The sequence below is a fragment of the Chryseobacterium indologenes genome (assembly GCF_018362995.1).
Taxonomy (GTDB): Bacteria; Bacteroidota; Bacteroidia; order Flavobacteriales; family Weeksellaceae; genus Chryseobacterium; species Chryseobacterium indologenes_G.
The window spans coordinates 1,178,744-1,203,828 of record NZ_CP074372.1; the positions used below are offsets into that span (position 1 = coordinate 1,178,744).

The following is a 25,085-nucleotide window of genomic DNA, read 5'->3' on the forward strand; positions in this document are numbered from 1 at the left end:
AAATATTAAGTAATTCTCTTTAATTCAACAGGTTTCATTCCAGTATTTACAATCGTTGGAATGTTCCTTTTATATTGAGATCAAATGTAGTGAAAAGTATCTTATTTACTCTACAAAACAGAGATTTCGACAGTTTAAAAAGAAAGTTTTACGCCTATCATATTATATTCCCATTGGCGGGATGCCGTAAAGTTGAGATTATATTTTGTTTTTCCGATGGTTCCTTCTGAAGAAGTATATCTGCTTTTTGAAATGGTTTTTCCAATAAAATATCCCATTAATAAAGCCAGCGGGTAATCTGAAGCCCAGTGAACTTTACTTTGCATCATCTGAAAACATAAGGCTCCTACTAAGGTGTACCCTACCGGTTTTATCCATTTTGCATCCGGATAATTGTCTGCTATCACAGTGATTCCGGCCATAAAGGTTGTTAAGTGTCCGGACGGCATTGCATCATAATTTGAGGTATTCTTTCCAAATTCTGAAAAGCTTGGAAAAGGATTCCATGCACCTCCTTTATTACCGTTTATCTCTGCAATAAAAGGGCTTTCTCTTCCGGTAATTCTTTTAATAGTTTGGGTGAAAACTCCGGAAAGAATTAAACTTTCCACCAAACCACTCGCTGTAGCCTGCGCCCTGTAATCATTTTTAATTAAACCATATGTTCCGAAACCAATTCCCAGTAAAACCAGCGTGGAACCATTTCCAATAAGATATAAAGTAGAGCCAATATCTTTAGGGATTTTAAAAACACCACCTATTTTATTGTAGTTATTATCTTTATCCATTCCCCATCTTTCTCCCAACTCTCTTGAATTGTCAATCAGTTTCTGGTCCACCGGCAGGAGAATCAGAGTAGCTGCAACGGCACCTCCAAGATAATAAGCATTATCTTTGGCAACAAAATCTTTATTTGTATTGATAAAGTTTCTGGGTAATTTCGTTACAAAATCCAAGAATTTGGGCTTTGGGTAAGTTCTGACAGAACCGTCTTTCAAAGTGTAAGTCTGTACTTTTGGCAGCTCAGATTCCTTAGGTAGTTCTTTTATTTTCAATGTATCAACTTCTTGTGAGCATACCAATATTGAAACTGGTAAGAGTAGAAATCTCAGTTTTTTCATCGTGTAATTTTCGACTTTATTATATTTAGGTGTGTAAAAGTCTCAAAGATAATTCCTAGATGAGTGTTGTACAAAGTGGTTGTTAACTTTTAATGTTTATTTAATCTTTTACAGATAAACGTACATCTAATTCAAATGTTTGATGTTTATATTGTATTTGAAACGCTTCGACTCCGCTCAGCATGACACAATTAATACTCATTTTGGGATTTAACGATGCCATGCCGGACAGAGTCGAAGCATATATTTTTTTATGGAAAGACTACTTTAAATTATTCAAAGCACTTTCCAGTTTTGGAAGCATTACTTTAATCTCATCGGTAGCCAATCCTCCTACAGAAGCACGGAACCAAGGTTCAGATTTATCTTCTCCGAAGGCTGAGAATGGTACTAAAGCCACTCCTGCTTCATTGATCAGATAAAATACAAGGTCTGAAGAGTTTTCAATCACAGCTCCGTCCGGCTTTGTTTTTCCGATATAGTTTAACTTAATGGTAAGATAAAGAGCTCCCATTGGCTCAATACTGTCTACTGAAAGTCCTTTTCCTTTTAAATCCTGAACTCCGTTGTGAAGAACTTTTAAACTCTCTTCAAGCTTACCTTTAAAATCCTCAACAAAAGTATCTACATTTTCAGAATTTTCATAGAATTTAGCAGTGGCTTCCTGCTCTGGTTTCGGTGCCCATGCTCCAACGTGGGTAAGAAGCGCTTTCATTTTATCAAGGATATGCGAAGGCCCGAATCCCCATCCTACACGTACTCCTGTTGCTGCAAGGCATTTTGAAATACCGTCGATATAGATTGTATAATCTTTCATTTCAGGGAAAAGAGAAACCGGATCTACATGCTCAGCTCCAAAAGTAAGACAAGAATAAATCTGGTCATACATTAAGTATAACGGTTTTTCGTCTGCTCCCCTTTTTTTGTTTTCAGCGATCACCAATTCACAGATTTCTGAAAGCTGTTCTTTTGTAAACATTGTTCCTGTAGGGTTCAATGGAGAACACAATGCCAATAATACAGCTCCATCCAAATGAGGTCTTAAATCATCTGCTGTTGGAAGGAAGTTGGTTTCAGGTTTTGTTTTTACTTCTACAGCATTGGCAGAAGTAAGATAAGCATAGTGATTGTTGTTCCATGATGGTGTAGGATACACTACTTTATCACCTTCGTCTACAATTGTTTTGTATACGGCATAGATCAAAGGTCTTGATCCGGCAGTGATCAAAATATCCTCTGGAGAATAGTCCAGATTCCATCTTTTTTTAAGGTCTTTGGAAACTTCTTTTCTTAAAGATAAAAGTCCGTTGGCAGGCGGATAATTCGTCAGATTATTCTGATATGCTTTCTGAATCTCTTCCTTCAGCAATGCCGGAATAGGATAGATATTAGAATTCAGATCACCAATAGTAAGATTGGCAATTTCTGCTCCCTTTGCTTTTAGATCATTTACTTCGTTACCAATTTTTACAATTTCAGAACCGATCAGGTTCGCTGCTAATTTTGAAACTTTCACTTTTTCTTATTTTAAATTTATATTATCTTTCTCCATTGATCTTCTCATATATTTCATCTACTGGCATTTGTGCATCAAAAAGGGTTATTGCTTCTTTTACTTTTTTTGCCGTATTGGAATTCGGATATTTTTTAATTATCCTGTTGAATTCCGCTCTGTTTTCATCGTTTAGTTTTCCGGTTCCTTTGTCCATGTCTCTTTCAAAGGTTGGTGTGTTGTCCATTCCCAAAAGATAATCAGACAAATATATTTTATAATCCTGTTTTACAGCCTTTATAAGATTGCTCTTAGGGTATTTGTTCATAAAGTTTTCCCAGAACATAAGCCTGTCTCCCAGCTGTTCCCAGGTAATTATTAATCCAGCATCAGCTGCATAATTGGATTCACTTTCTTTATCAGTCTGTGAAATATAGACTTCATAATCAGGAGTTACTTTATTCTTAAACATGGAAGAATAATATCCCGGAACGGTCCAGATTTCAGTCATTCCTTCTCCTACTTCCCTGAACTCAAGGCCTTCTTTTTTCAGTTCTGAAACTAATTTTTTAACATTGTCCGGTAAGTTGTACTGATCCTTATCATAGTTATAATAATTCACATATTTATCTAAAATATCAGTATGCAGGGTCATCAGACATTCTGTATACTTTCCTCTTATTTTTAAATAATCTTCGTATACATTGTCATTCTGCTCCGGACTGTTTCCAGCCATTTCTTTTTCGATTTTTGTACGGTACCATTGAAGTGATGTGATATAATCCTCCGTTTTATGAGCTGGAGAACATGCTGTATCTATCGGTTTGTACTGATCTTCTTTGGTTTCTGTAGTAGCAATCGAATCATTTTCAAGTTTGGTCTCTGAAACTGCAGTTTCCTTTTTACAGGAAACTACAGCTGCAGAAAGCAGGCAAACTGCTATTATTTTTTTGATCATCTGCTGTTTTCGGGGAAATTAATCCAGTTTCAAATCTGTTTTAACAGCTCCGATTTTAGCTTCCAATGATTTTAATTTATCTCTGAAATCCGCTTCTGAAGTAACAGAATCTTTTACAGAAACATAAAACTTAATTTTAGGTTCTGTTCCTGAAGGTCTTACGCATACTTTTGTTCCATCCTGGGTGTAATAGATCAATACGTTAGACTTTGGAATATCATTCATTACTTTTTTCTCGTTGGTAGAAATGGTAAGGCTTGTCTGTTCTTTGAAATCCTTTACTTCTTCCACTAATGATCCCGCCAGCTCTTTTGGAGGGTTTTCACGGAAGTTTTTCATCATATTTTCAATCTCTTCAGCGCCTTCTTTTCCTTTTCTTACAATGTTGATTAATCCTTCGTAATACATTCCAAGGTCTTCATAAATCTCGATCATGTACTGATACATTGTTCTTCCGTTCGCTTTGCACCATGCTGCAATTTCACAGGCTAAAAGAATACTTCCACAAGAGTCTTTATCACGAACGAAATCTCCGGTCATAAATCCGAAACTTTCCTCACCACCACATACAAATTTCTGTGTTCCTTCTGCTTCACGGATCATTTTTCCGATCCATTTGAATCCGGTAAGACCTACTTTACATTCTACTCCGAATTTTTGTGCAATATCAAAGAAGATATCTGAAGTTACGATCGTAGAACCAATAAATTCTTTTCCTGTTATTCTTTCTTGCTTTCTCCATTCATTCAGGATATAATAAGTAAGGATCGTATTGGTCTGGTTTCCGTTCAACAGCTGCATTTCACCATCAAGATTTCTTACCGCAATTCCTAATCTGTCCCCATCCGGATCTGTTCCGATCACGATATCTGCATTGGTAATTCTTGCAAGATCCATTGCCATTTCCAATGCTGCAGGCTCTTCCGGATTGGGAGAGTCTACTGTTGGGAAATTTCCGCTCGGGATCATTTGTTCTCTCACAAGATCAACTTTCTTGAATCCTGCTTTTTCAAGAGCTTTTGGAATCGTTGTATAGGTTGTTCCGTGAATAGATGTGAAAACAATATTTAAATTTTCTTTTCCAACATTCTGATAGGTAGAGTTTTCAATACATGCATCGATATAGACATCATCCTGCTCCTCTCCGATCCATTCGATAAGATCATCATTTCCGTTGAATTTAATTTCTTCAAATTTTACAGAATATACTTCCTTAATAATGGCTTCATCATTAGGCGGAACAATCTGCGCTCCGTCATTCCAGTATACTTTATAACCGTTATATTCCGGTGGATTATGAGAAGCTGTCAGTACAATTCCTCCGTTACATTTTTTATCACGAACGGTGAAAGACAATTCCGGAGTAGGTCTGTGATCTTTGAAAAGCAATACTTTAATTCCATTTGCAGTCAAAACATCAGCTACCAGCTTTCCGAATTCTTTTGAGTTATTACGAACATCATAAGCGATAGCCACTTTAATCTCTTCACCTTTGAACTGCTGTAACATGTAGTTTGCCAATCCTTGGGTAGCCTGTCCTAATGTATATTTATTCAAGCGGTTGGTTCCTACTCCCATTATTCCACGCATTCCTCCTGTCCCGAATTCCAGTTCTCTGTAGAAAGAGTCTTCCAGATCCGGAGAATTGCTGTCGATCAACGTCTGTACAGCATCTCTTGTTTCTTTATCGAAGGTATCACTTAACCAAAGTTTCGCTTTTTCTAGTGTATTCATATTTATATGTTGTTCTTTTATAGTTTGTAAAATTCCTAGTTTCTAGTTTAAATAATACTGTTTTTAATCCAGTTTTTTGTTTTCAACTTTCGTCGTCTTATCGATTTTGAAGGCTCTGATCGGATCATTATAATAAACAAATTTTGCTGTATTCTGAATATTTCCTTTCAAAGAATCTTTCACATTTACTTCTGCATAATTTCCGTTTTTAGAATCAATATTCAGATTGGTGATTTTCCAATACGGAGCAATTAAACTTGCTGTATCTGAAATCTTTATAACAGCTTCTTTGGACAATCCCAGGAAATTAGCGCGGCTTCTGTTATGCATTTCCACTTCTGCTCTTCTCGTGTTGACAGATCCCATGAAACTTGCATTATTTTTCATATTAAGTCTGAAATTGTCGGTCTTTATTTCACTTGAGATATTCACTTCCACAGAGTCGGAAATAGCTACTTTTTCCAGGTTATATTTTGAATAAATAGTTACATTATAAAAATCTACACCTTTTGTACCTCTTTTTTCTTTAATGAAAAGTGTTTTGTCTTTTACATCCACATCCAGATTGCTCGCCACATTCGGATAGGTTTCAATCTCTACAAAATTCTTTGGACCTTTGGCATAAAATACACGGAATTTCCCTTCCAGATCAAGGTTGACGAACTCTGAAACATCCACATCCTTCTTTTCAATATTTCCTTTCGGAGAAACTTTTCCACAGGAAACTACTGCCATCAGCATCAATGTGTATACAACTTTTTTCATATTTAATTTTAAATATTCTATATTATAACCGTAAAGATATTTACTGAAAATCTTTGAAAGCTTTTTTCATAGCTCTTACTGGACTTTCAATATTACTTTTGAACAAAAATAGGATTAAAATTTCTAAAAATCTTTGTCTTTTGACAATAAAATACCTGATAATTTTCAATTTTTTGCTTTTCGGGAAAGACTATTTCTCCTTTCCTTTTATTTTTTATAAAACCAGGTTTTAGGGCTGCCAGCAAGTGAAAACAAAAGCAGATGATCTTTACTTATACCTGAAATTTTCATTGGGGTTTCCTCTTTATCATCATTATACTTCATTTTCAACAGATCATTTTCTACCTGATAAGTCCCGCTATTCCCCATCGAACTGAAAGTTTTATCCTTATAAAAAGTGAGAATTCCTGTTCCGTATCTGGAATTGGTTGTATTGGTTTTCAATGTATCTGCCTGATGGATTTCCCCATCATAAATATCAATAAATTCCCAGGAACCAGAAAGTTTATTTGATGAACATGAGGCAGCAAAAAGTAAAAGAAAATAAAAAAGAATAGGTTTGAGTTTAAACATCCGGATTAAAAGTTTTTATAAAATTACAAAAAAGCACCCTGCTGACAGAGTGCTTTTATTTGAAGATGAAGCTGTTATAATGAATTGTGATGTATTATTAAAAACCACAAATTACACTAATTTTTTACACTAATATCACAAATACCAATAGCGTCATTTGTGAAGCATTCGTGCCATTAGTGTTTAAAAATTATATCACTTCGTCGATATTATAGTTCTTGTGCTCACGATTGGTTCTGATAATCATTTCTCCTAAGAATCCTGCTACAAAAAGAAGGCTTCCCAAGATCATCATTGTTAAAGCAATAAAGAACCATGGATTATTGGTAATTAAATGCCCGTAGATTCCTCTTGCAACATCGATCAGTTTAGAAATTCCCAGCCAAAGTGCAGAAAGAAAACCAACAATAAACATTAACGTTCCTACTGCTCCGAAGAAATGCATTGGTCTTCCTCCAAAACGGCTTACAAACCAAAGCGTTATCAAATCCAGAAAACCTCTTACAAATCTTTCTGTACCGAATTTTGAAGTTCCGTAAGGTCTCGCCTGATGCTGTACTTCTTTTTCCGTGATTCTTCTGAAACCTGCATTGGCAGCCAGTACCGGAATATAACGGTGCATATCTCCGTAAACGTCAACAGATTTTACAACCTGCTTTTTGTACGCTTTCAAACCACAGTTGAAGTCATGAAGATAAACTCCAGAAACTTTTCTTGCTGCTGCATTGAATAGTTTTGACGGAATATTTTTCGTCATTACATTATCAAAACGCTTCTTTTTCCAACCGGAAACAATATCGTAGTTATCATGGACTACCATATTGTACAGTTCCGGAATTTCTTCAGGGAAATCCTGAAGATCGGCATCCATAGTAATTACCACATCTCCGTTTGTTCTTTCAAAGGCTGCATGAAGCGCCTGTGATTTTCCATAATTTCTGGAAAATTTAATAGCGTGGATCTGAGGATACTGAACTTTCATATTCTCAATAATACTCCACGACAAATCCGTACTTCCATCGTCTACAAACCAGATTTCATAAGATAAATCACTGGTTTTGCATACTTTATCAATTCTTGAAAAAAGCTCTTCCAGAGAGTCTTCTTCGTTCAGTAACGGAATAACTATAGATAAATTCATTTAATTTTAATAAAAATTAGGCTTGATTTGTTTCTTCGGGCTGATGTATTGTTCTTGTTCTGAAAAATGCTCCGAAAAACACCGACAAAACTACGTAAAATATAAGAATTGCTGCAAAGTATCCTGAAAAATGACTTGCAGTAAGCATATCTTTTCCTTTAACAGCTTCCGGAGTGAAGCTTTGTAGCCTTTCTTTGTACTTCTGATCCAGCTCATCAATATCTTTCTGATGCTTCAGAATTTTTCTTGCAGAGGTATATTCTGTATCCAATTCTGATTTTTGTCTCTGAACATATTGGTAGTTCAACAGCTTTTTGGCCGCCGGATCTACAAAGTTTAAAAAGGCATAAATACTGAAGATGGAAAGAATTCCTCCGACAAACATCGGAACGAATGCTCTTTTGAAAGCGTCTTTGAATTTTACTACTCTATGGTTGTTCCAATAGGATTTTACAGACCAGAAAGCAGCCCCCGCATAGAGAAGAGGCAAAACAAAAGCATTGGCTTTCAAAGAGATATCAAAATAATTGATTCCTGAGAAAAAAATGTAAACTACAAAGAAAACGATCATTGTAGCGATAAAAAGTATAATTCCTAGTGTTGATGGACTTTTCGTCATATTTAAATTTTTAGAAAAAAGTTGAAAAATTTTCCCTCTAAATGTCAGGCGTTTAGCTTTACCACTGCATTTTTTCAACTAATTTTCTTTAATAAAGTTTTGAAGTTTATAAAATATTCCTACCTTTGCAACGGCAAGTCCTAAACAACCAGCTCCTGAGAATCCTCCAGGGTGGGAACGCAGCAAAGGTAATCGGTCGTAGCGGTGTGATTTAGGTAGCTTGCCATTTTTTTTTGGTTTAAAGTGAGAAGAGAGGTAATTTGATAATTATCTTTTTTTGTTTTTAATACCTTACGCATCATTTTCATTTTTTCTAATTTTCAGATTACCGACTCCCGTTATTGATTAAAATTCGAACGTCTCTCCTAATTTCGGTAAAACAAGTTCTACATTTTTATCTGCAAAATGTTTTAATGCACTTTCATGATTGATCTCAATGGCAGGAAAAGTATCAAAGTGACATCCGATTACTTTTGGAGTTTTCAATAGTTCTGCTGCTGCAAAAGAAGCTTTTCTAGGACACATTGTGTAGTGACTTCCGATGGGAAGGATAGAAAGATCAATCTTTCCGTATAATCTTGGGAATAGCTCCATATCAGCCATTACTCCTGTATCCCCGGCCAAATAGATGTTCTTACCTTCAGGAAGTCTGAAGATATACCCTACAGGAACGCCTCCATAGCTCCCATCCGGGAAAGAACTTGTATGATGAGCCGGAACCATGGAAATTTTAAGATCGTCGATTTTTGCTGATCCTCCGAGGTTCACATCGTCTTTGTTTTTTGCCTGTTGGAAGTAACCGCATACTTCAGGAACTCCAATGACGGTAGCTTCAGGGTAATGCTGTAAAACTTCCGCTACATCAGCAATATGATCACCATGTGCATGAGTCAGCAGGATGTAATCGATTTTTTGAGCAGCAATATCAAACCCTGATTCTGCTTTTTTGTAGTTGTAAAAAGGGTCGCTCAAAATTGTTTTGTCCTTGTAAGTGAACAGGAAACAATTTTGCCCTAAGAATTGTATTTTCATTTTAAATTTAGTTTCAATTGTTATTAAACACAAATGACTCAAATAATTTCACAAACAACACCATGAGATTAGTGATATTCGTGAAAGCATTCGTGCCATTCGTGTTTTCTTTAATTTATTATTTCGATAGGAATTTATCTTCAATAAGTCTAAGATTAATCCCATGTTCCAAATATGCTTTACAGCCATCTAAAACCGTTGTAAAACCACCTGTATTGTCATTAATTACTTTTAACAGATCTTCGCCATTCTGGCTGAATCCGTAGCTCTTAATGATAACAAGAGTTCCTTTTTCCATGGTTTTGAATTCATAGTCTACATTTGTTGAAGGATCTCCCCACTCTGTTCTGATCAGTTGGTTCGGAATGATCTGATGTACATTTACTGCGTTTTTCACGCCATACATTTCCCATTCCCAGGTAATAGTTTTACCTTCTTCTAATTTTCCGGTAGATTTTGTGAACCAGAAATTCGTTGTTATTTCAGGATTGATAAATGCTTCAAAAACATCTTCAACCGGTTTTCTGATAAGCATTTGAGCTTCAACATAGACATTAGAACTCATAATATACTATTTTAGATTTAGTTAAATAAATTAAGTCCGGCTGCCGTAAGAATGGCCATTACAAACGTCATGATACCTACCTGCTTTAAATATTGGTCTAATTCTTTTGGTTCTTTTACAGATAAAATCTTTCTTCTCAGCTTTGATAGAGGAATCAGCAAGATCATTACGATGAAAACGTAATAATTTTGCTGCTGCATAAATCCGTTTATTCCCAAAAATGCAAGAATCAGCAATAAAGGAAGCTGCAACAGAACCATTTCATAGATCATTGCGTTTCTGAATCCTATTCTCAAGGCAAAGCTGTTTTTTCCTGATAGTTTATCGCTTTCAATATCTCTCATATTGTTCAGGTTAAGAACTGCCATACTCATCATTCCAACAGCCGTTCCAGGTAATAACATATCCCAGCTGAAGGTTTTTGTAAATAAGAAATAGCTTCCACATACAGAAACCAGTCCGAAGAAGATAAACACGAAGATATCTCCCAGTCCCATGTATCCGTAAGGTTTTTTACCTACTGTATACCCAATCGCTGCCAGAATACTTGCTACCCCCAGTCCTATGAAAATATAAAATTCATTCATATAGTTGGGAATGAAAGCAACGTACAATAAAGCAATAGTAGCAATGAAAGACAATGCTGCGAAAAGAATCACTGCATTTTTCATCTGTTTTGCCGTAATTTTTCCTGATGCTACAGCTCTTGCTTCAGCCTCATTGATTCTCTTGGCATCGGTACCTTTTACTCCATCACCGTAGTCATTGGCATAATTTGATAAAATCTGGTATAAAAGCGTTACCAAAAGAGCAAGTGCCAGAATCTTCCAGTCCCAGATTCCACCTTCTCCGTAAAGTCTCCATTTTGCAATGAAGGCTCCCATAATAATTCCGCTTAAGGAAAGCGGTAAAGTTCTTAGCCTTGCGGCTTTTATCCAATCAGTCATATATTTATAAGTAATGAGCAATGGGTAATAGGTAATGAAAAATTGCTCATTACTTATTTCCCATCACTAATGTTAGGATATCCATTGATCTTCTCCGAAGTTTGGTTTTCTTTTTTCAAGGAAAGCATTTCTTCCTTCCTGAGCCTCTTCTGTCATATAGGCAAGACGGGTTGCTTCTCCTGCAAAAACCTGCTGTCCTACCATCCCATCATCTGTAAGGTTCATAGCGAATTTCAGCATTCTGATGGAAGTAGGAGATTTTGCTAATATTTCCTGAGCCCATTCGTAAGCTGTATCTTCCAACTCAGCATGAGGAACTACTTTGTTTACCATTCCCATCTCGAAAGCTTCCTGCGCGGAGTAATTTCTTCCTAAAAAGAAAATTTCACGGGCTTTTTTCTGTCCTACCATTTTAGCAAGGTAAGCAGAACCGTAACCACCATCAAAACTTGTAACATCAGCATCTGTCTGCTTGAAAATAGCATGTTCTTCGCTTGCTAACGTTAAATCACATACAACATGAAGTGAGTGCCCTCCACCAACTGCCCATCCAGGAACTACTGCTATAACTACTTTAGGCATAAAACGGATCAAACGCTGAACTTCAAGGATATTCAAACGGTGTCTTCCATCTTCTCCTACGTATCCCTGATGCCCTCTGGCTTTTTGATCTCCTCCACTACAAAAGGCCCATCCACCGTCTTTAGGGCTTGGTCCTTCTCCTGAAAGCAATACAACTCCTATTGAAGGATCTTCATAGGCATCATAAAAAGCATCGTATAATTCTGAAGTTGTTTTAGGCCTGAAAGCGTTACGTACCTCTGGTCTGTTGAAAGCAATTCTTGCTACACCGTTAGATTTTTTATAGGTAATATCTTCGTATTCCTTGGCGGTTTTCCACTCGATCATCTTATAAAAATTTTTCTCAAAGATACGGAATTACAGAGAAATTATCTGTGTGAAATTTACCCATCATTTCAATAAGGAAGAGAAATTTTTCATCCAAAAATTCTACTTACAAATATTGGATAAAAATGTATTTTTCAGAATGAGCAACGGACTCTGTTTTCTTACAAAACAAAAGCCGGAACATTGCTGTTCCGGCTTTTTATAATTGAGTTATCAAATGATTACTTTGTTGCTGCAGCACTAAGCTCAGCTTCTTTAGCTTTCATTTCTTTAACTTTTTCAATGTTTTTAGTTACTACATAAATTTCTTTTAATGCAGAAACAGCATCAATGCTCTTAGGATTTGCTTTATACCATCCTTCAGCGTATGGTAATGCTTTTCCAAATCTTTCTCTTCTTGCGTCGATTAATTTAGAAGCTTCATCCGGTTTGTCTTTTCTCAATGCATTGATCTCTCCTACTACTTTAGCATCATCACCAATAGTTGTATACACTAAGTTCTGGTATGCATCAGAGAAGTCAGGCTTAAGTTCAATTGCTTTTTTAAATGCTTCTAAAGCATCATTAACAGTCGCAGGATTTTTAGCCTGCATTACCCCAAGGTTGTACCAGTTTGTTGCATCGTTAGGGTTCTTAGCTAATTGTTCTTTCAATCCGGAAACAAATTTATCTGTATTTCCTGACTGAAGATATGCTGTAGTCTGAGCTTCTTTAAGCTTAGCACTGTTTGGGAATTTAACTAATCCTTTTTCGATAACAGCAAGAGCCTCAGGCGCTTTTTTTGCATTAAGAAGTAATGAAGCCAGAGTTTCATACAAATCTGGTTCTATACTTTTTGTCTGCTCTGTTTTGAAGTCAGAATAGTCCGGGTTCTTTTTCATAAGCTCCCAAGTCGCTTTATCAAGATTCACTACCTGTCCTGTTTTCTTCTCTTTTGCAGTATATGTAGTTTCTACTCCTGTAAATCCGGAATTAACAAGGTCTGTATATATTTTGATAGACTGATCACTGTTATTCGCTAACGCATGGCTAAGTCCTGCATAATACATATATATTTTGTTGTCTTGTCCATTAGCCTTCAATAGGTCATAAACTTCTATAAACTTAGGTGCTGCAGCTGCATAATTTTTTGCATTATATGCATCCATAGCAACTTTGTTAGCTTCCTGAAGCTGAGCATTTAAAGCAGCAGCATCTTTTTTCTGCCCAAAAGCAAAAGCAGACGCTACGATAGCCATTCCTAAAATTAGTTTCTTCATAATAACTATTTTATATTTATATTGTACAATTTATTCTTCAGAATCAGAATTCTCATTTTCCTCTGCTGCATTTTCATTTTCAGCCTGAGGGATTGTATCGTTTTCCTGGTTATCAGCTACAATGTCTGTTCCTTCTTCAATTTCTTCAGAATCTTCTTCTACATCCTTATCCATCGCTACTTTTGCAATAGCTGCAATTTCGTCATTTTTCTTAAGATTGATCAGTTTCACTCCCTGAGTATTTCTACCCATTACTCTCATTTCATCCATTCCCATTCTGATCGCAACACCGGATTTATTGATAATCATCAATCCGTCTTCGTCTGTTACGTTCTGAATAGCAATCAGATTTCCTGTTTTTTCGGTAATGTTCAGAGTGATAACTCCTTTTCCACCTCTGTTTGTAATTCTGTAGTCTTCTACTGCAGTTCTCTTACCGTATCCTTTTTCAGATACTACAAGTACTGTTTCATTCTCTACATCGTTCACAACAATCATACCAATAGCTTCATCACCATCTTCAAGCAAGATTCCTCTTACCCCGATAGATCCTCTACCTACTTCTCTTACTTTTTCTTCAGGGAAACGGATACATTTACCATTTTTAGTAGCGATCATAATCTGAGATGTTCCGTTAGTAAGGTAAGCACCCAACAACTGGTCATTATCTCTGATCTCAATAGCATTCACCCCATTTACTCTTGGTCTTGAATAGGCTTCTAATGATGTTTTCTTGATTGTACCGTTTTTGGTAACCATCACAACGCTCATTTGATTTACATATTCGGAATCCTTCAGGTTGTTGGTTCTGATATATGCTTTGATCTTATCATCCGGTTCAATGTTGATAAGATTTTGTACTGCTCTTCCTTTTGCTGTTTTGGAGCCTTCCGGAATTTCAAATACTCTTAACCAGTAACATCTTCCTTTTTCTGTAAAGAATAACATATACTGGTGGTTGGTTGCAGAAACAATATATTCAAGGAAATCGGAATCTCTTGTTGTTGCTGCTTTATTTCCTACACCACCTCTACTTTGAATTTTATATTCTGAAAGTGAAGTTCTCTTGATGTATCCTGCGTGAGATATGGTAAGAACTACAGCTTCGTTCGGGATAATATCTTCAATAGACATTTCACCTCCTGAGTAATCAATTTCTGTTCTTCTTTCGTCTCCGTATTTTTCTTTGATTTCGATCAATTCATCCTTGATGATCTGGAATCTTCTTGGCTCATTAGCTAAGATATCCTCTAGATTTTCAATTTCTTTCATGATGGCATCGTATTCATCACGGATCTTATCAAGCTCCATTCCTGTTAAACGAGCCAATCTAAGATCAAGGATCGCCTGAGCCTGAATGTCTGAAAGTTCAAACGCTTCAATCAAGCCTTCTTTTGCAGCCTGAGGGTTTGCACTGTGACGAATAATAGAAATCGCTCTGTCTAAAGCATCCTGAGTTCCGATCACTTTCATGAATCCTTCAAGGATGTGTGCTCTTTCTTTTGCTTTCTTAAGCTCAAACTGAGTTCTTCTTACGATTACCTCATGCCTGTGCTCTACAAAGTGATGAATGATATCTTTGAGGTTCAGCTGCTCTGGTCTTCCGTGTACCAATGCAATATTATTTACACTGAAAGAAGTCTGAAGCGCTGTATATTTATATAATAGATTAAGAACAACATTTGGAATAGCATCGTTTTTCAATTCATAAACAATACGAAGCCCTTTTCTGTCCGATTCATCTCTGATCTCGTGGATACCTGGGATTTTCTCATCTTTAACAAGCTCAGCTGTTCTTGCGATCATTTCCGCTTTGTTAACCTGATAAGGAATTTCACTAACGATAATAGCGTTTCTGTTTCCGATTTCATCAAAGCTAACCTTAGCTCTTAAAACAACTCTACCTCTTCCTGTATGGAATGCATCTCTTACTCCGTCATAACCGTAGATAATACCTCCTGTAGGGAAATCCGGAGCAATGATGTGCTGCATCAGCTCATCAATCGTAATTTCTTTATTATCGATATAAGCACAGATAGCATCTACAGATTCTGATAAGTTGTGTGGCGCCATATTGGTAGCCATCCCTACTGCAATACCGGAAGTACCGTTTACCAAAAGGTTCGGGATTTTAGTTGGCATTACTGTCGGCTCCTGTAAACTGTCGTCGAAGTTATTCTGGAAATCAACTGTTTCTTTATCTAAGTCTGAAAGCACCTCATCAGAGATTTTTTTCAATCTTGCCTCAGTATAACGCATTGCTGCAGGCGGGTCACCATCCATTGAACCAAAGTTACCCTGGCCGTCAACCTGAGGATAACGTAAGCTCCAGTCCTGAGCCATTCTTACCATAGCATCGTATACAGAGGAATCTCCGTGCGGGTGATATTTACCTAAAACATCCCCAACAATTCTCGCAGATTTTAAATATTTTCTATTAGAAAACACCCCTAATCCATACATACCATAAAGTACTCTTCTATGAACAGGTTTCAAGCCGTCTCTTACATCCGGCAACGCTCTTGAAACGATAACGGACATCGAATAATCGATATAAGACGACTTCATTTCATCAACAATGTTGATAGGAATCAGTCTTTCTCCTTCTTTTTGCATAAACAAATTTTATTGTAATGATATTCAAACTCTTAGCTGTAAGTCTGAAAATTATTTATTTCCAATTTTTATTAACGGGCTAATTTACGAAAAAAATGCCGATTTTTGCTGTAGAATTTATCCAAAAAATCTTAAAAATTCATAAAAATATGGGAGTATTAAGTATAACTTTCCACTGTACGAAAGATAACCTGGAAGAATGGGAAAATTATATTGATGAAACATTGGTTTTAATGACTGAGAACCTGATGGATGTAGACAAATATATTCTTTCTGAAGTACATAGTGATTATATTGAAGATGGTAAAAATTACAACCTCTTACTAATCTTTGAAAATGATGAATTGCGGGAAGATTTTATTAAAAGCGAGCTTTTGAACATCTCTGAAAGAATTGAGAAAAAGTTCGGGCAGGAAGTAATGATCTTTAATACCTACCTGAATCCGAAAAAAACGAGATTATAATGTATAATAAAAAGCACTGAAAAATCAGTGCTTTTCTTTTTTATCTGTGATGTCCATGACCACGGCCTCTGTGATGATGACCGCGCTCTTCATAAATATACACTTTCTGAACATGGCCAGGTGCATAATATCTTGCACTTCCTCCATAATACCTTTTTGCATGGCCCGGTGGCATTCTTCTTCCATAAGGCTCACTCACCACACACGATGACAGCATTAGCAGAACGATGCCTACCCCAGCAATTTTAAACAAACTTTTCATTATTTTCACTTTTTCAATTTCGATAGCGAAATATATCAATGTTAATGCCAAAAGAAATTGAAATAAAGCTAATATATGTTAAAACTGTTTCTAGTTTTTCATTTCACACAAGTGGTTAATAGCCACTTCTTTTTTTCACCTGCCCCGGTGCATAATCCTTTGCGCTTCCTCCATATATTTTCTTAGCCTGTCCGGGAGGAAGTGTTTTAGCCCGGTGTCCATTATCATGAACGACGCAGGATGACAGCATAAATGCCACAATAAGTACTCCGGTAATTTTAAACATATTTTTCATTATTTCTATTTTTTCAGTTTAATATTACAATGGTAGTGCCAAAAAATAAAAATTCAAAGCTCAAGGTTTAAAGTTTAAGGTTTAAGGTTCAGAGTTTAAAGTTATGGAGCTATCATAAATTGGTTGCCAATTCAGAACTCATCATTTATAATTTTTTAAATGATTTCGCTTCTCTTTTCCATCAATACAAGATCTTTCCACTCTCTATTAAGCTTTCCGATTTTTTTACGAACTCCCACTACTCTGAAGCCATTTTTCTGATGTGATTTGATGGCCATTTCATTTTCGGAGAAGATATTGGTCTGCAATGTCCAGAATCCGTGGTCCTCGCTATCCAGAATTATCTTTTTAAGCAATATGGAACCCAATCCCCTTCCCTGGTATTCGTTATCAAAATAAATGCTTACTTCTGCAACTCCTTTAAAACTTTCTCTTTTGCTGATTGGTTTCAGAGCGCACCATCCTATTACTTCATCATTTTCATTTTCAAGTACCCAGCGGCAGTCATTGAAATATTCCATACTCCAGGCTTCAGCGGTAGGAACTTCTGTTTCCAAAGTGGCAATTCCACCGTCTACTCCCTGACGGAAGATCTCAAGCACACGGGTTTCATCACTGGGCAACATTTCTCTTAATTCGTAATTCATCTTATTTAATGGTATTTTCTTTTTATTTTCCTTTTAATTCTTGAATAGTGGGTCTGTTTGCTTTTCTCATCCTGAGAAACGACACTGATATTCCCATCCACTTCCAGAACGGAAAGTTTTACATTGTCTATGTTTTCAATTCCATGTTCTCTTATTGCTTCTTCCAATTCACTTTCTGTAATTTTCACACGGTTCAGGGCTGCCTGATCTGCAACGCCATCTCTGATAAGAATTACCGGCTCATCCTCCATAAAGGTCTGAAAGGAACGGCTGGAAAACATGATCCTTTTTAAAATAAAGTTAGCAACAAACAAAACCAATGCCGCAATAATTCCTCCCTGAAGAGAAGTGTCAGGACCTACCATCGCATTCTGGACAGCATTTGAAATCAGCAGCAACAATACTACATCTCCTGCATTGAGCTGAGAAAGCTGATTTTTACCAAATAAACGGATAGCAATTACCATGAAAAGGTAAACGCAGAGAGAACGGACAGCAACGTTAAGAATAGGATCCACAATTTTTTTTATCTACTCAAATGTATTGATTTTTTGTTATTGTATGAATGCTGCGGAATAAATATGTTGTTAATTACCGGATAGTGATTGGTTGTTTACAGAAAGAGATTATTGGTATAAGATTTGACAGCCTTCATAACATTATAATTCAAAGATGAAAAAACAACTATTTTTATATCTGGCTATTTTCCTGATTTTTACTGCCTGTAAAAAAAATGACATTCAACCTGGAGATAAAGCGATCAATGAGAAAGTGAATGAGCTTTACACTCAATATGGTAAATCTAATGAAGCTTTCTATAATCAGGCAATCTCCGGGGACTTATTTTCTAAGGATTTAAAGAAGGTTTTGGAAGATGCGATAAATGCTTCAAAAGCTGATATTGAGAAGGTAAAAAACAGTGATCATCCTGATGAGAAACCCCTGATCTTTGAGGGCGCAATGTTTTCAAGTTTATACGAAGGGTATACCAGTTATAAAATACAGTCTGTTACAACGAATGATAAGACAGCAGAAGCGCTGGTAGAGTTTGAATACAATATGGCTAGCCCCAAAGTGACATGGATGGATACCATACACCTCATCAATACTGAAAAAGGATGGAGAATAGACAATATTACTTTTGACAAAATCGGAAATTCCAAAGATCTTAAAACGAGATTAACAGAGTTTGTTCAAAGTACACAGCAGTAGAAAAGCCGCTTATCAAGCGGCTTTATTTTTTTTACGGACATTGAACGATTGGAACATCACTGCAAATTACTTTATTTGCCCATTCGCAAAACGTACAGTATTTTTTAGGCTCTCCTCCGTACACTGACTTCAAATCTGACTTCGTCAGCTTCTTTAAATTTTTCATATAGTTTTAATTTTATGGTAGAGCAAAATTAAAACTATATGATTATTCTTTATTACAACTTACTTTGATAAGTTTTCATTATTCACACTTTCATGAATAATATGTAATAAATATTATCTGCTGTGGATCTCTACGGTTACAGGCATTACGTAAGTGTAGGCAACCATATTATCAGTCAGTTTATTGCGGTCTACTTTATAATCAAGATCGCTTAATACTGTTTCGATTTCTTTGCTTACGGTTTTACAATCCCCTGTAGAGTGTACATTTACAATTTTACCATTTTTTGCAATATCAAATTTCACTACTGAATTTACGGTTCCCTGCTTGTAATCAGGATTGGTAAGGTCAAAATTGGCTTCCAGTTTATTTCTTATATCTGTAAAAGTCTCACTCTTATTCAGCTGAATAGGCTCAATGGTATTATGATTGGTAGTTTGGGCTTTGGCAGTGTTCAAAACGGCAGCAAATCCACAAACGAAAAGTGAAGCAAACAATATTTGAATTCGATTTTTCATAACTAATTGGTTTTAAATATTATACTAACCTTTTTTTGTATCTCTTACCCAAAGTTATTAAAAATAATTCATATTAATTTTACATTGAGTTAACATTGAGTTAACATTAAGATTTAATTAATTGATTTACAGCGCGATAAATTTTAAAAATAATTGAAAAATTAATATTGGAATGCGATTTTAAGCATAAAAAAAGGCTAAACCCTGATTAGTTTAGCCTTTTTTATATGAATTTTTATGAAATACTTATTCAAGTTCTCTCTTCAAAAACTTCCCTGTCAAACTTTTCTTAGACTTCACAATTTCTTCTGGAGTACCCTGTGCTACGATCTGTCCTCCATGCTTTCCTCCTTCTGGTCCAACGTCGATAATATGGTCTGCTAATTTGATTACATCCATATTATGTTCGATGATAATGAACGAGTTTCCAAGTTCTACCAATTGATTGATGGCTTCCATCAGAATTTTTACATCTTCAAAGTGAAGTCCTGTAGTTGGTTCATCAAGGATATAAAGGGTGTTTCCGGTTTGTCTTTTTGCCAATTCGGTGGCTAACTTGATACGTTGCGCTTCACCTCCTGAAAGGGTTGTCGACTGCTGTCCCAGAGTAATATATCCTAATCCGACATCCTGCAGCGTTTTTACTTTGGCAAAAATCTTAGGAATCGGCTGGAAGAAATCTACCGCTTCATCAATGGTCATATCCAGAACATCAGAGATTGATTTTCCTTTGTAACGAACTTCAAGGGTTTCTCTGTTGAAGCGTTTTCCGTTACAAGTTTCGCAATGAACGTATACATCCGGAAGGAAATTCATTTCGATCACTTTCAATCCACCACCCTGGCAGGTTTCGCATCTTCCGCCTTTTACGTTGAAAGAGAATCTTCCCGGCTTATAGCCACGGATCTTACTTTCCGGAAGCTCAGCAAAAAGGTTTCTGATATCAGTAAACATTCCTGTATAGGTAGCAGGATTAGAACGTGGCGTTCTTCCGATAGGAGTCTGGTCAACGTCTACAATTTTATCAATATTCTCTAACCCTTCAATTTTTTTATAAGGCAAAGGTTCCTGAACTGCTCTGTAGAAGTGTTTGTTAAGAATCGGATATAATGTTCCGTTAATCAAAGAGGATTTTCCGCTTCCTGAAATTCCGGTTACTACTACCAGTTTTCCAAGAGGGACATCAAGGGTTACATTTTTAAGGTTGTTTCCTGTAGCTCCTTTTAAAACAATATTTTTACCGCTTCCTGCTCTTCTTTCTTCAGGAATTGCAATTTTTCTTTTCCCATTGATATATTGAGCAGTGATGGTATCTGCTTTTAACAGGTCTTTTGGTTTTCCCTGCCAAAGGATTTCTCCACCGAATTTTCCGGCTCTTGGACCAATATCCAGCACCTCATCAGCTTCCAGAATCATGTCTTTGTCATGTTCTACCACCAATACAGAGTTTCCGATATCTCTAAGGTTTTTCAGGGAATGGATCAGTCTTTCGTTATCTCTCTGGTGAAGCCCAATACTAGGTTCATCAAGAATATATAGGACATTCACCAACTGAGATCCGATCTGTGTCGCCAGACGGATTCTCTGTGATTCTCCTCCTGAAAGGGTTTTTGAACTTCTGCTCAAACTTAAATAATCCAACCCTACATCCAGCAAAAACTGAAGTCTGGTTTCAATTTCTTTTAAGATCTCATGAGCAATAATTTTATTTTTTTCCGAGAATTTATCTCTAACATCAGCTAACCAGTCTTTTAAGTCTGATAAGCTTAAACCATTGATCTCAGCAATATTTTTACCGTCAATTTTAAAACTTAAGCTTGAAGGCTGAAGACGTGTTCCATGACATTCCGGGCAGGTTTCTTCTGTTGTGAAGTGTCTTTCCAGCAAAATAGCTTCGTAAGATTCTCTTTCCTCAATAATTTCTTCCATGAAAGCAATCAGACCATCAAAACCAATTTTTATTTTCTTGGTAATTCCTGCATATTTCAGGTCTTTATTGAATTCTTTATGGCATCCGTTGTAGATATAATCCAATGCTTCTTCAGGAATATCCTGCAAAGGCGTTGTTAATCCCAGTCCGAAAATCTCAAGAATATTTTTGATTTGGGAAAGAATCCATTTATTGGACTTGATATCTTCCAATGGTAGTAATCCTCCCTGATTGATTGACAATTTAGGATTGTCTATGAAATAATCGGTATTGATATTTTTGATGGTTCCCAATCCTTTACAGTTCGGGCAGCTTCCTTTCGGAGAGTTGAATGAGAAAGTATTCGGTTCCGGCAGTGCCAGAGAATGACCTGTTTCTGCATCCATCAGGTTTTTGGAAAAATATTCAATGTCTTTACTTCCCAACTTCTGAATTCCGATAATTCCTTCTCCCATTTCCATCGCAGTACGCAATGATTTTTCCATTCTGCCTTCTGAAGCATTCTCCCCGATAATCCAACGGTCGATAACGATGTCAATATCGTGGGTTTTATAACGGTCAAGTTTTAAATCATATTCAATATCCTGCAATTCGCCATCAATTCTTGCCTGTCCGTAGCCTTTTTTAGCCATCTGTACAAAGAGTTCATGATAATGCCCTTTTCTTGAACGCACGACTGGCGCCAAAAGCATTATTTTCTCTTTTTTATAGTTTTCTTTGATGGTTTCAAGGATCTGATCTTCGGTATAGCTCACCAACTTTTGTCCGGTAGACAAAGAGTATGCATCCGAAACTCTTGCATATAAAAGACGAAGAAAATCGTAAAGTTCCGTTACAGTTCCTACAGTAGAACGCGGGTTTTTATTGGTTGTTTTCTGCTCGATAGCAATTACCGGAGAAAGTCCTTCAATTTTATCTACATCAGGACGCTCCAATCCACCTAAAAACTGACGTGCATAGGCTGAGAATGTTTCGATATAACGACGCTGGCCTTCTGCAAAAATGGTATCAAAAGCCAATGAAGATTTTCCACTTCCGGAAAGGCCGGTAATAACGACCAATTCGTTGCGTGGAATTTTAACATTAATATTTTTAAGGTTGTGTTCACGTGCTCCGTAAACTTCTATATATTCTGTTGATTTGCTCATAATTCGGAGTGACTTTGCCTGAAAATCACAACGTGCAAAAATACGAAATTTTATAGACTTTTTTTGAATATTAGAACGATAAAAGTTTTATAAAAAATTCCTAGGTTTTGTTAATAGATTGGATCTTACTTTATTGAATTTTGCTGAATGATTCCATACGTTCTGAATATTATGTTTCGGCTAAAGCCAATCGAAAACCTCATTTAATAAAAAAACGGGCTAAAGCCCGTTCCTATTGATATCATTCAAAATGCCATATTAATCGGCATTTATATTTTAAACTGATTTTAATTTTCTTTAAAGATTTACATGTCCTGGAAATCGACATCTTCATTGTTTATTCTTACCACATATTCAATCCCGTCAATGGCTTTGGCTATGATCTGATTTCTGATAATATTGGCCATGTTTTCCCAATAGGCCCTTCCATAGAAAGAATAGTTCTGCGGAATAATTTCTACCTCAACGGTTCTTACAAAACCTTCTTTGGGCTTGTTGCTGATCATGGTTCCTCTTCTTACCCTTACTTCTCTTACCTCATCTTTCAGAATCATACGGCAAAAGTTTTTGACATCTTCTAAAGAAATTATTTTATCTCTTGTCGTAAGTGCATATTTATAAGCCTGAATACTGTCTGTTCCTTTCTGTTCTTCAGCACCACCCAATGTTTCGGTAAGCAATACAACTGTCTGCGACTTCAACTGATTGGATAGTTCGGTTCCCGGACGCATATGATTGGCCAGAGTACAATGGGTAACCCAGAAAGAGGCGTAGGTATGATCGGTCTTTTCTACCGGTTCCATGATGACATAATTCAGTTCCTGTCTGATATTCCTTTTGGCATTGTTTACTTTCTGCACCATGGTCTTCATTTTATCGGACATTTCACTGAGAACTCCTTTTACGTTATCTCTGTTCAAAAGGGAAAATGCTGCAATTTCGTCTCTTGTCAATTCAAGAACATTGGCAATCATGTCAACGGCATTTCTGCTTGTGAAGCGTTCCATTCCTCCTTTTCTTACAGTATATAAGCCTTTCTTAAGATCATCGGCCGGTGTAAAAGGGATTTCTGTGTACTTTCTTCCGTCACCGTCCTGTACTTCGTCTACATAAAGAAAATGTTCTCCTTCATCTGTTACCAGAGGAATATTATTTCCCATAATATCAAGACTATATTCTGTTTTTTTCCAGCCTCTGTTGTAGATCGGGAAAGCATTCAGCACAAACGAGAAGTTATCCAGGATTTCGGCGGAAAACTGTGGTGGGAATTCAAAGGTAAGCCATAAGAAAGTTTTATTATCCAGGAACTTTGTAATTTCTTCTTTTCCTGCCAGGAAATCAAGATTTTGAGGAAGTTGTCCTGGTTCTGAGAACAGGCTTTGAGAAATTCCAGTGACTTCAATAAATTTATGGCGATAAATGCTTTTAATATCATTAATCACCTTATTTCTGATGGACTGTTCTTTGAACATCTGCTCGTAGCCATCAGTATGATTTTCTGTAAGATAGCTTAGTCCTTCTCTTACAAATAAAGGATTTCCATTGCTGGACACCGAAATGTACGGTAATAGTTTATAGACAAAATCAAGGTGTTCAAAAGCAGGATTGGAGCAAAATATACTCAGGTATTTAGGAAAGTTTTCACTTATATATTTGCTTACATCTACTCCTATTGTAATTTTTCTGTAATCTTCAGGTCTTCCCTGAAATCTTGCAATAGGAATTTTATTAAACCGGTCATCTATGCTGTAGCAGGTATTTCCTACAAACATTACAGAGGTGTGAACTTTATTGATTCTTACGTTTCCTACCGGTGTAAAAGGGATATTCAGCTGCTTATCGGATTCTGACTTTACTGTGGAAGTCATCTGTTTACGGAAGAAAAACTCCGTGTGTTCCAATAAAACCTCTGAAGAATCATAAGGCTGTGTAAAAGCTACGGAATGCGCCGGGATAGGATGTGTATAAATAGACGGTGTAAGAAGTTTTGCCAGTTTTTCCAATATACGGGCATTTACCGTCTGTATTTCATTATTCGCTTTAAAAACTTCTGTACTGAACGCATCTATCAACAGTTTTACAAATGGATCTAAAGACTGCGGGCTTCTTAATCCCCATACTTTAGTTGCATTCTGAAGCATCCTTGCTTTTACAGATTCTTTGGAATAAATATTCTGATCTAAATTCATAATTTTCTTTCGCTGTTAAAAATATTAATCAATAGACATCGGGCTTAGAAACAATTCTGTTGAAAAACTGAAACGTTCTCCTGTTTCTTCCATTTTTGCATTGATGGCAATTCTTACTTTCTTTTTAATTTCGGTGTGTTCTTTAGTATCGTAGCTGTGCTCTACAAATTGTATATGGGCATCGATCTGCGGGTTTACAATTCTTGGTTCGTATTCCTGGATTTGTCTTCTCAGGCTTTTAACAAAAACGTTTTCCCAGATGGCACTTGTTACTCCGTTATCAAATTCAAGGTTCCAAACATCGTTTCCATAGTTTTCATCATATCTGTTCTCCCCTTTTTTGGTGGTGATCAACAGCATAATATTGTGAGCAATACTTTCCCCCATATCGCAGGTATCGATACTTCCGCCTTCAGTCATTAAAGTAGACGGTACGAAAGGCATTCTGTAATTTGGTGTATCCATAACTTATAGTTTTTACTTCATGGTCCGCTTATTTAAAAACGGAATACCAAAATACGCA

At 36.4% G+C, this 25,085-nt stretch carries 25 protein-coding genes and 1 other RNA gene; 3 read left to right on the forward strand and 23 right to left on the reverse strand.

The window, feature by feature from the left end; translation table 11 throughout:
* Positions 1-134: 134 nt before the first annotated feature.
* The 8 genes from DYR29_RS05295 to DYR29_RS05330 form a co-directional block, all read right to left on the reverse strand.
* A complete protein-coding gene (locus DYR29_RS05295) occupies positions 135-1,121 on the reverse strand; it encodes a phosphatase PAP2 family protein (RefSeq protein WP_213279609.1) in 987 nt (328 codons plus the stop codon).
* A 262-nt stretch (positions 1,122-1,383) separates the two neighbouring features.
* On the reverse strand, positions 1,384-2,637 hold the full coding sequence (locus DYR29_RS05300; protein ID WP_213279610.1) for a pyridoxal phosphate-dependent aminotransferase: 1,254 nt from the start codon (positions 2,635-2,637) through the stop codon (positions 1,384-1,386).
* Positions 2,638-2,659: 22 nt separating this feature from the next.
* Positions 2,660-3,571, reverse strand: coding sequence for a hypothetical protein (locus DYR29_RS05305; RefSeq protein WP_213279611.1), 912 nt, complete (start codon positions 3,569-3,571; stop codon positions 2,660-2,662).
* An 18-nt stretch (positions 3,572-3,589) separates the two neighbouring features.
* Complete coding sequence (locus DYR29_RS05310; RefSeq protein WP_213279612.1) at positions 3,590-5,305, reverse strand: phospho-sugar mutase; 1,716 nt, start codon at positions 5,303-5,305, stop codon at positions 3,590-3,592.
* A 63-nt stretch (positions 5,306-5,368) separates the two neighbouring features.
* Positions 5,369-6,070, reverse strand: coding sequence for a GIN domain-containing protein (locus DYR29_RS05315; RefSeq protein WP_213279613.1), 702 nt, complete (start codon positions 6,068-6,070; stop codon positions 5,369-5,371).
* Positions 6,071-6,277: 207 nt separating this feature from the next.
* A complete protein-coding gene (locus DYR29_RS05320; RefSeq protein ID WP_213279614.1) occupies positions 6,278-6,643 on the reverse strand; it encodes a lipocalin family protein in 366 nt (121 codons plus the stop codon).
* Between the two features lie 190 nt (positions 6,644-6,833).
* Positions 6,834-7,784 carry a glycosyltransferase family 2 protein gene (locus DYR29_RS05325; protein WP_213279615.1) on the reverse strand — a complete coding sequence of 317 codons (951 nt, stop codon included), beginning with the start codon at positions 7,782-7,784 and terminating at the stop codon, positions 6,834-6,836.
* A 16-nt stretch (positions 7,785-7,800) separates the two neighbouring features.
* Positions 7,801-8,403, reverse strand: coding sequence for a DUF4199 domain-containing protein (locus DYR29_RS05330; RefSeq protein ID WP_213279616.1), 603 nt, complete (start codon positions 8,401-8,403; stop codon positions 7,801-7,803).
* A gap of 131 nt (positions 8,404-8,534) precedes the next feature.
* Here DYR29_RS05330 and ffs point away from each other — a divergent pair.
* Positions 8,535-8,632: signal recognition particle sRNA small type (gene ffs / locus DYR29_RS05335), an RNA gene on the forward strand.
* A 116-nt stretch (positions 8,633-8,748) separates the two neighbouring features.
* Here ffs and DYR29_RS05340 read toward each other — a convergent pair.
* From DYR29_RS05340 to gyrA, 6 genes are all read right to left on the reverse strand, one after another.
* A complete protein-coding gene (locus DYR29_RS05340; protein ID WP_213279617.1) occupies positions 8,749-9,435 on the reverse strand; it encodes a metal-dependent hydrolase in 687 nt (228 codons plus the stop codon).
* A 118-nt stretch (positions 9,436-9,553) separates the two neighbouring features.
* Positions 9,554-10,000: an SRPBCC family protein gene (locus DYR29_RS05345; RefSeq protein ID WP_213279618.1), complete on the reverse strand. Its 447-nt coding sequence runs from the start codon at positions 9,998-10,000 to the stop codon at positions 9,554-9,556.
* A gap of 17 nt (positions 10,001-10,017) precedes the next feature.
* Complete coding sequence (menA, locus tag DYR29_RS05350) at positions 10,018-10,947, reverse strand: 1,4-dihydroxy-2-naphthoate octaprenyltransferase (RefSeq protein ID WP_213279619.1); 930 nt, start codon at positions 10,945-10,947, stop codon at positions 10,018-10,020.
* Positions 10,948-11,019: 72 nt separating this feature from the next.
* Positions 11,020-11,856 (reverse strand): 1,4-dihydroxy-2-naphthoyl-CoA synthase, encoded by an 837-nt coding sequence (locus DYR29_RS05355; protein WP_034697698.1) that lies wholly within the window; start codon positions 11,854-11,856, stop codon positions 11,020-11,022.
* Between the two features lie 221 nt (positions 11,857-12,077).
* The gene (locus DYR29_RS05360) at positions 12,078-13,115 is read right to left on the reverse strand and encodes a tetratricopeptide repeat protein (protein ID WP_213279620.1); all 1,038 of its coding nucleotides are present in this window, start codon (positions 13,113-13,115) and stop codon (positions 12,078-12,080) included.
* Positions 13,116-13,145: 30 nt separating this feature from the next.
* Positions 13,146-15,731 (reverse strand): DNA gyrase subunit A, encoded by a 2,586-nt coding sequence (gyrA, locus tag DYR29_RS05365; protein WP_213279621.1) that lies wholly within the window; start codon positions 15,729-15,731, stop codon positions 13,146-13,148.
* Between the two features lie 95 nt (positions 15,732-15,826).
* Here gyrA and DYR29_RS05370 point away from each other — a divergent pair, with 95 nt between their 5' ends.
* Complete coding sequence (locus DYR29_RS05370) at positions 15,827-16,195, forward strand: DUF4286 family protein (RefSeq protein ID WP_081983644.1); 369 nt, start codon at positions 15,827-15,829, stop codon at positions 16,193-16,195.
* 40 nt (positions 16,196-16,235) lie between these two features.
* On the opposite strand, the gene DYR29_RS05375 is transcribed toward DYR29_RS05370, so the two are convergent.
* From DYR29_RS05375 to DYR29_RS05390, 4 genes are all read right to left on the reverse strand, one after another.
* On the reverse strand, positions 16,236-16,457 hold the full coding sequence (locus DYR29_RS05375; RefSeq protein WP_167498849.1) for a hypothetical protein: 222 nt from the start codon (positions 16,455-16,457) through the stop codon (positions 16,236-16,238).
* Positions 16,458-16,572: 115 nt separating this feature from the next.
* Entirely contained in the window at positions 16,573-16,752 is a 180-nt protein-coding gene (locus DYR29_RS05380) for a quinol oxidase subunit 4 (protein WP_213279622.1), read from the reverse strand.
* Between the two features lie 155 nt (positions 16,753-16,907).
* A complete protein-coding gene (locus DYR29_RS05385) occupies positions 16,908-17,399 on the reverse strand; it encodes a GNAT family N-acetyltransferase (RefSeq protein WP_213279623.1) in 492 nt (163 codons plus the stop codon).
* Positions 17,400-17,404: 5 nt separating this feature from the next.
* Positions 17,405-17,917 (reverse strand): DUF421 domain-containing protein, encoded by a 513-nt coding sequence (locus DYR29_RS05390; protein WP_114821366.1) that lies wholly within the window; start codon positions 17,915-17,917, stop codon positions 17,405-17,407.
* A gap of 154 nt (positions 17,918-18,071) precedes the next feature.
* Between DYR29_RS05390 and DYR29_RS05395 the strand changes: the two genes are divergently transcribed.
* Positions 18,072-18,611 carry a DUF3828 domain-containing protein gene (locus DYR29_RS05395; RefSeq protein WP_213279624.1) on the forward strand — a complete coding sequence of 180 codons (540 nt, stop codon included), beginning with the start codon at positions 18,072-18,074 and terminating at the stop codon, positions 18,609-18,611.
* A 31-nt stretch (positions 18,612-18,642) separates the two neighbouring features.
* On the opposite strand, the gene DYR29_RS05400 is transcribed toward DYR29_RS05395, so the two are convergent.
* The 5 genes from DYR29_RS05400 to DYR29_RS05420 form a co-directional block, all read right to left on the reverse strand.
* Positions 18,643-18,777: a bacteriocin-like protein gene (locus DYR29_RS05400; protein WP_077417018.1), complete on the reverse strand. Its 135-nt coding sequence runs from the start codon at positions 18,775-18,777 to the stop codon at positions 18,643-18,645.
* A gap of 113 nt (positions 18,778-18,890) precedes the next feature.
* Positions 18,891-19,295, reverse strand: coding sequence for a hypothetical protein (locus DYR29_RS05405; RefSeq protein WP_213279625.1), 405 nt, complete (start codon positions 19,293-19,295; stop codon positions 18,891-18,893).
* 246 nt (positions 19,296-19,541) lie between these two features.
* On the reverse strand, positions 19,542-22,373 hold the full coding sequence (gene uvrA / locus DYR29_RS05410; RefSeq protein WP_213279626.1) for an excinuclease ABC subunit UvrA: 2,832 nt from the start codon (positions 22,371-22,373) through the stop codon (positions 19,542-19,544).
* Between the two features lie 305 nt (positions 22,374-22,678).
* Complete coding sequence (locus tag DYR29_RS05415) at positions 22,679-24,562, reverse strand: type VI secretion system baseplate subunit TssF (protein ID WP_213279627.1); 1,884 nt, start codon at positions 24,560-24,562, stop codon at positions 22,679-22,681.
* 24 nt (positions 24,563-24,586) lie between these two features.
* Positions 24,587-25,027, reverse strand: a complete 441-nt coding sequence (locus DYR29_RS05420; RefSeq protein WP_103235398.1) for a GPW/gp25 family protein — start codon at positions 25,025-25,027, stop codon at positions 24,587-24,589.
* Positions 25,028-25,085 lie beyond the last annotated feature (58 nt).

What these genes read in the sequence shown, in the direction of transcription:
- DYR29_RS05380 (WP_213279622.1), bottom strand. Translation starts at nt 16,752, where the DNA reads ATGAAAAATATGTTTAAAATTACCGGAGTACTTATTGTGGCATTTATG.
- DYR29_RS05420 (WP_103235398.1), bottom strand. Translation starts at nt 25,027, where the DNA reads ATGGATACACCAAATTACAGAATGCCTTTCGTACCGTCTACTTTAATG.
- DYR29_RS05355 (WP_034697698.1), bottom strand. Translation starts at nt 11,856, where the DNA reads ATGATCGAGTGGAAAACCGCCAAGGAATACGAAGATATTACCTATAAA.
- DYR29_RS05415 (WP_213279627.1), bottom strand. Translation starts at nt 24,562, where the DNA reads ATGAATTTAGATCAGAATATTTATTCCAAAGAATCTGTAAAAGCAAGG.
- DYR29_RS05405 (WP_213279625.1), bottom strand. Translation starts at nt 19,295, where the DNA reads ATGAAAAATCGAATTCAAATATTGTTTGCTTCACTTTTCGTTTGTGGA.
- DYR29_RS05370 (WP_081983644.1), top strand. Translation starts at nt 15,827, where the DNA reads ATGCCGATTTTTGCTGTAGAATTTATCCAAAAAATCTTAAAAATTCAT.
- DYR29_RS05305 (WP_213279611.1), bottom strand. Translation starts at nt 3,571, where the DNA reads ATGATCAAAAAAATAATAGCAGTTTGCCTGCTTTCTGCAGCTGTAGTT.
- DYR29_RS05395 (WP_213279624.1), top strand. Translation starts at nt 18,072, where the DNA reads ATGAAAAAACAACTATTTTTATATCTGGCTATTTTCCTGATTTTTACT.
- DYR29_RS05330 (WP_213279616.1), bottom strand. Translation starts at nt 8,403, where the DNA reads ATGACGAAAAGTCCATCAACACTAGGAATTATACTTTTTATCGCTACA.
- gyrA (WP_213279621.1), bottom strand. Translation starts at nt 15,731, where the DNA reads ATGCAAAAAGAAGGAGAAAGACTGATTCCTATCAACATTGTTGATGAA.
- DYR29_RS05315 (WP_213279613.1), bottom strand. Translation starts at nt 6,070, where the DNA reads ATGAAAAAAGTTGTATACACATTGATGCTGATGGCAGTAGTTTCCTGT.
- DYR29_RS05385 (WP_213279623.1), bottom strand. Translation starts at nt 17,399, where the DNA reads ATGAATTACGAATTAAGAGAAATGTTGCCCAGTGATGAAACCCGTGTG.
- DYR29_RS05345 (WP_213279618.1), bottom strand. Translation starts at nt 10,000, where the DNA reads ATGAGTTCTAATGTCTATGTTGAAGCTCAAATGCTTATCAGAAAACCG.
- DYR29_RS05360 (WP_213279620.1), bottom strand. Translation starts at nt 13,115, where the DNA reads ATGAAGAAACTAATTTTAGGAATGGCTATCGTAGCGTCTGCTTTTGCT.
- uvrA (WP_213279626.1), bottom strand. Translation starts at nt 22,373, where the DNA reads ATGAGCAAATCAACAGAATATATAGAAGTTTACGGAGCACGTGAACAC.
- DYR29_RS05325 (WP_213279615.1), bottom strand. Translation starts at nt 7,784, where the DNA reads ATGAATTTATCTATAGTTATTCCGTTACTGAACGAAGAAGACTCTCTG.
- DYR29_RS05310 (WP_213279612.1), bottom strand. Translation starts at nt 5,305, where the DNA reads ATGAATACACTAGAAAAAGCGAAACTTTGGTTAAGTGATACCTTCGAT.
- DYR29_RS05295 (WP_213279609.1), bottom strand. Translation starts at nt 1,121, where the DNA reads ATGAAAAAACTGAGATTTCTACTCTTACCAGTTTCAATATTGGTATGC.
- DYR29_RS05400 (WP_077417018.1), bottom strand. Translation starts at nt 18,777, where the DNA reads ATGAAAAATTTAAAGAAGCTGACGAAGTCAGATTTGAAGTCAGTGTAC.
- menA (WP_213279619.1), bottom strand. Translation starts at nt 10,947, where the DNA reads ATGACTGATTGGATAAAAGCCGCAAGGCTAAGAACTTTACCGCTTTCC.
- DYR29_RS05320 (WP_213279614.1), bottom strand. Translation starts at nt 6,643, where the DNA reads ATGTTTAAACTCAAACCTATTCTTTTTTATTTTCTTTTACTTTTTGCT.
- DYR29_RS05375 (WP_167498849.1), bottom strand. Translation starts at nt 16,457, where the DNA reads ATGAAAAGTTTGTTTAAAATTGCTGGGGTAGGCATCGTTCTGCTAATG.
- DYR29_RS05340 (WP_213279617.1), bottom strand. Translation starts at nt 9,435, where the DNA reads ATGAAAATACAATTCTTAGGGCAAAATTGTTTCCTGTTCACTTACAAG.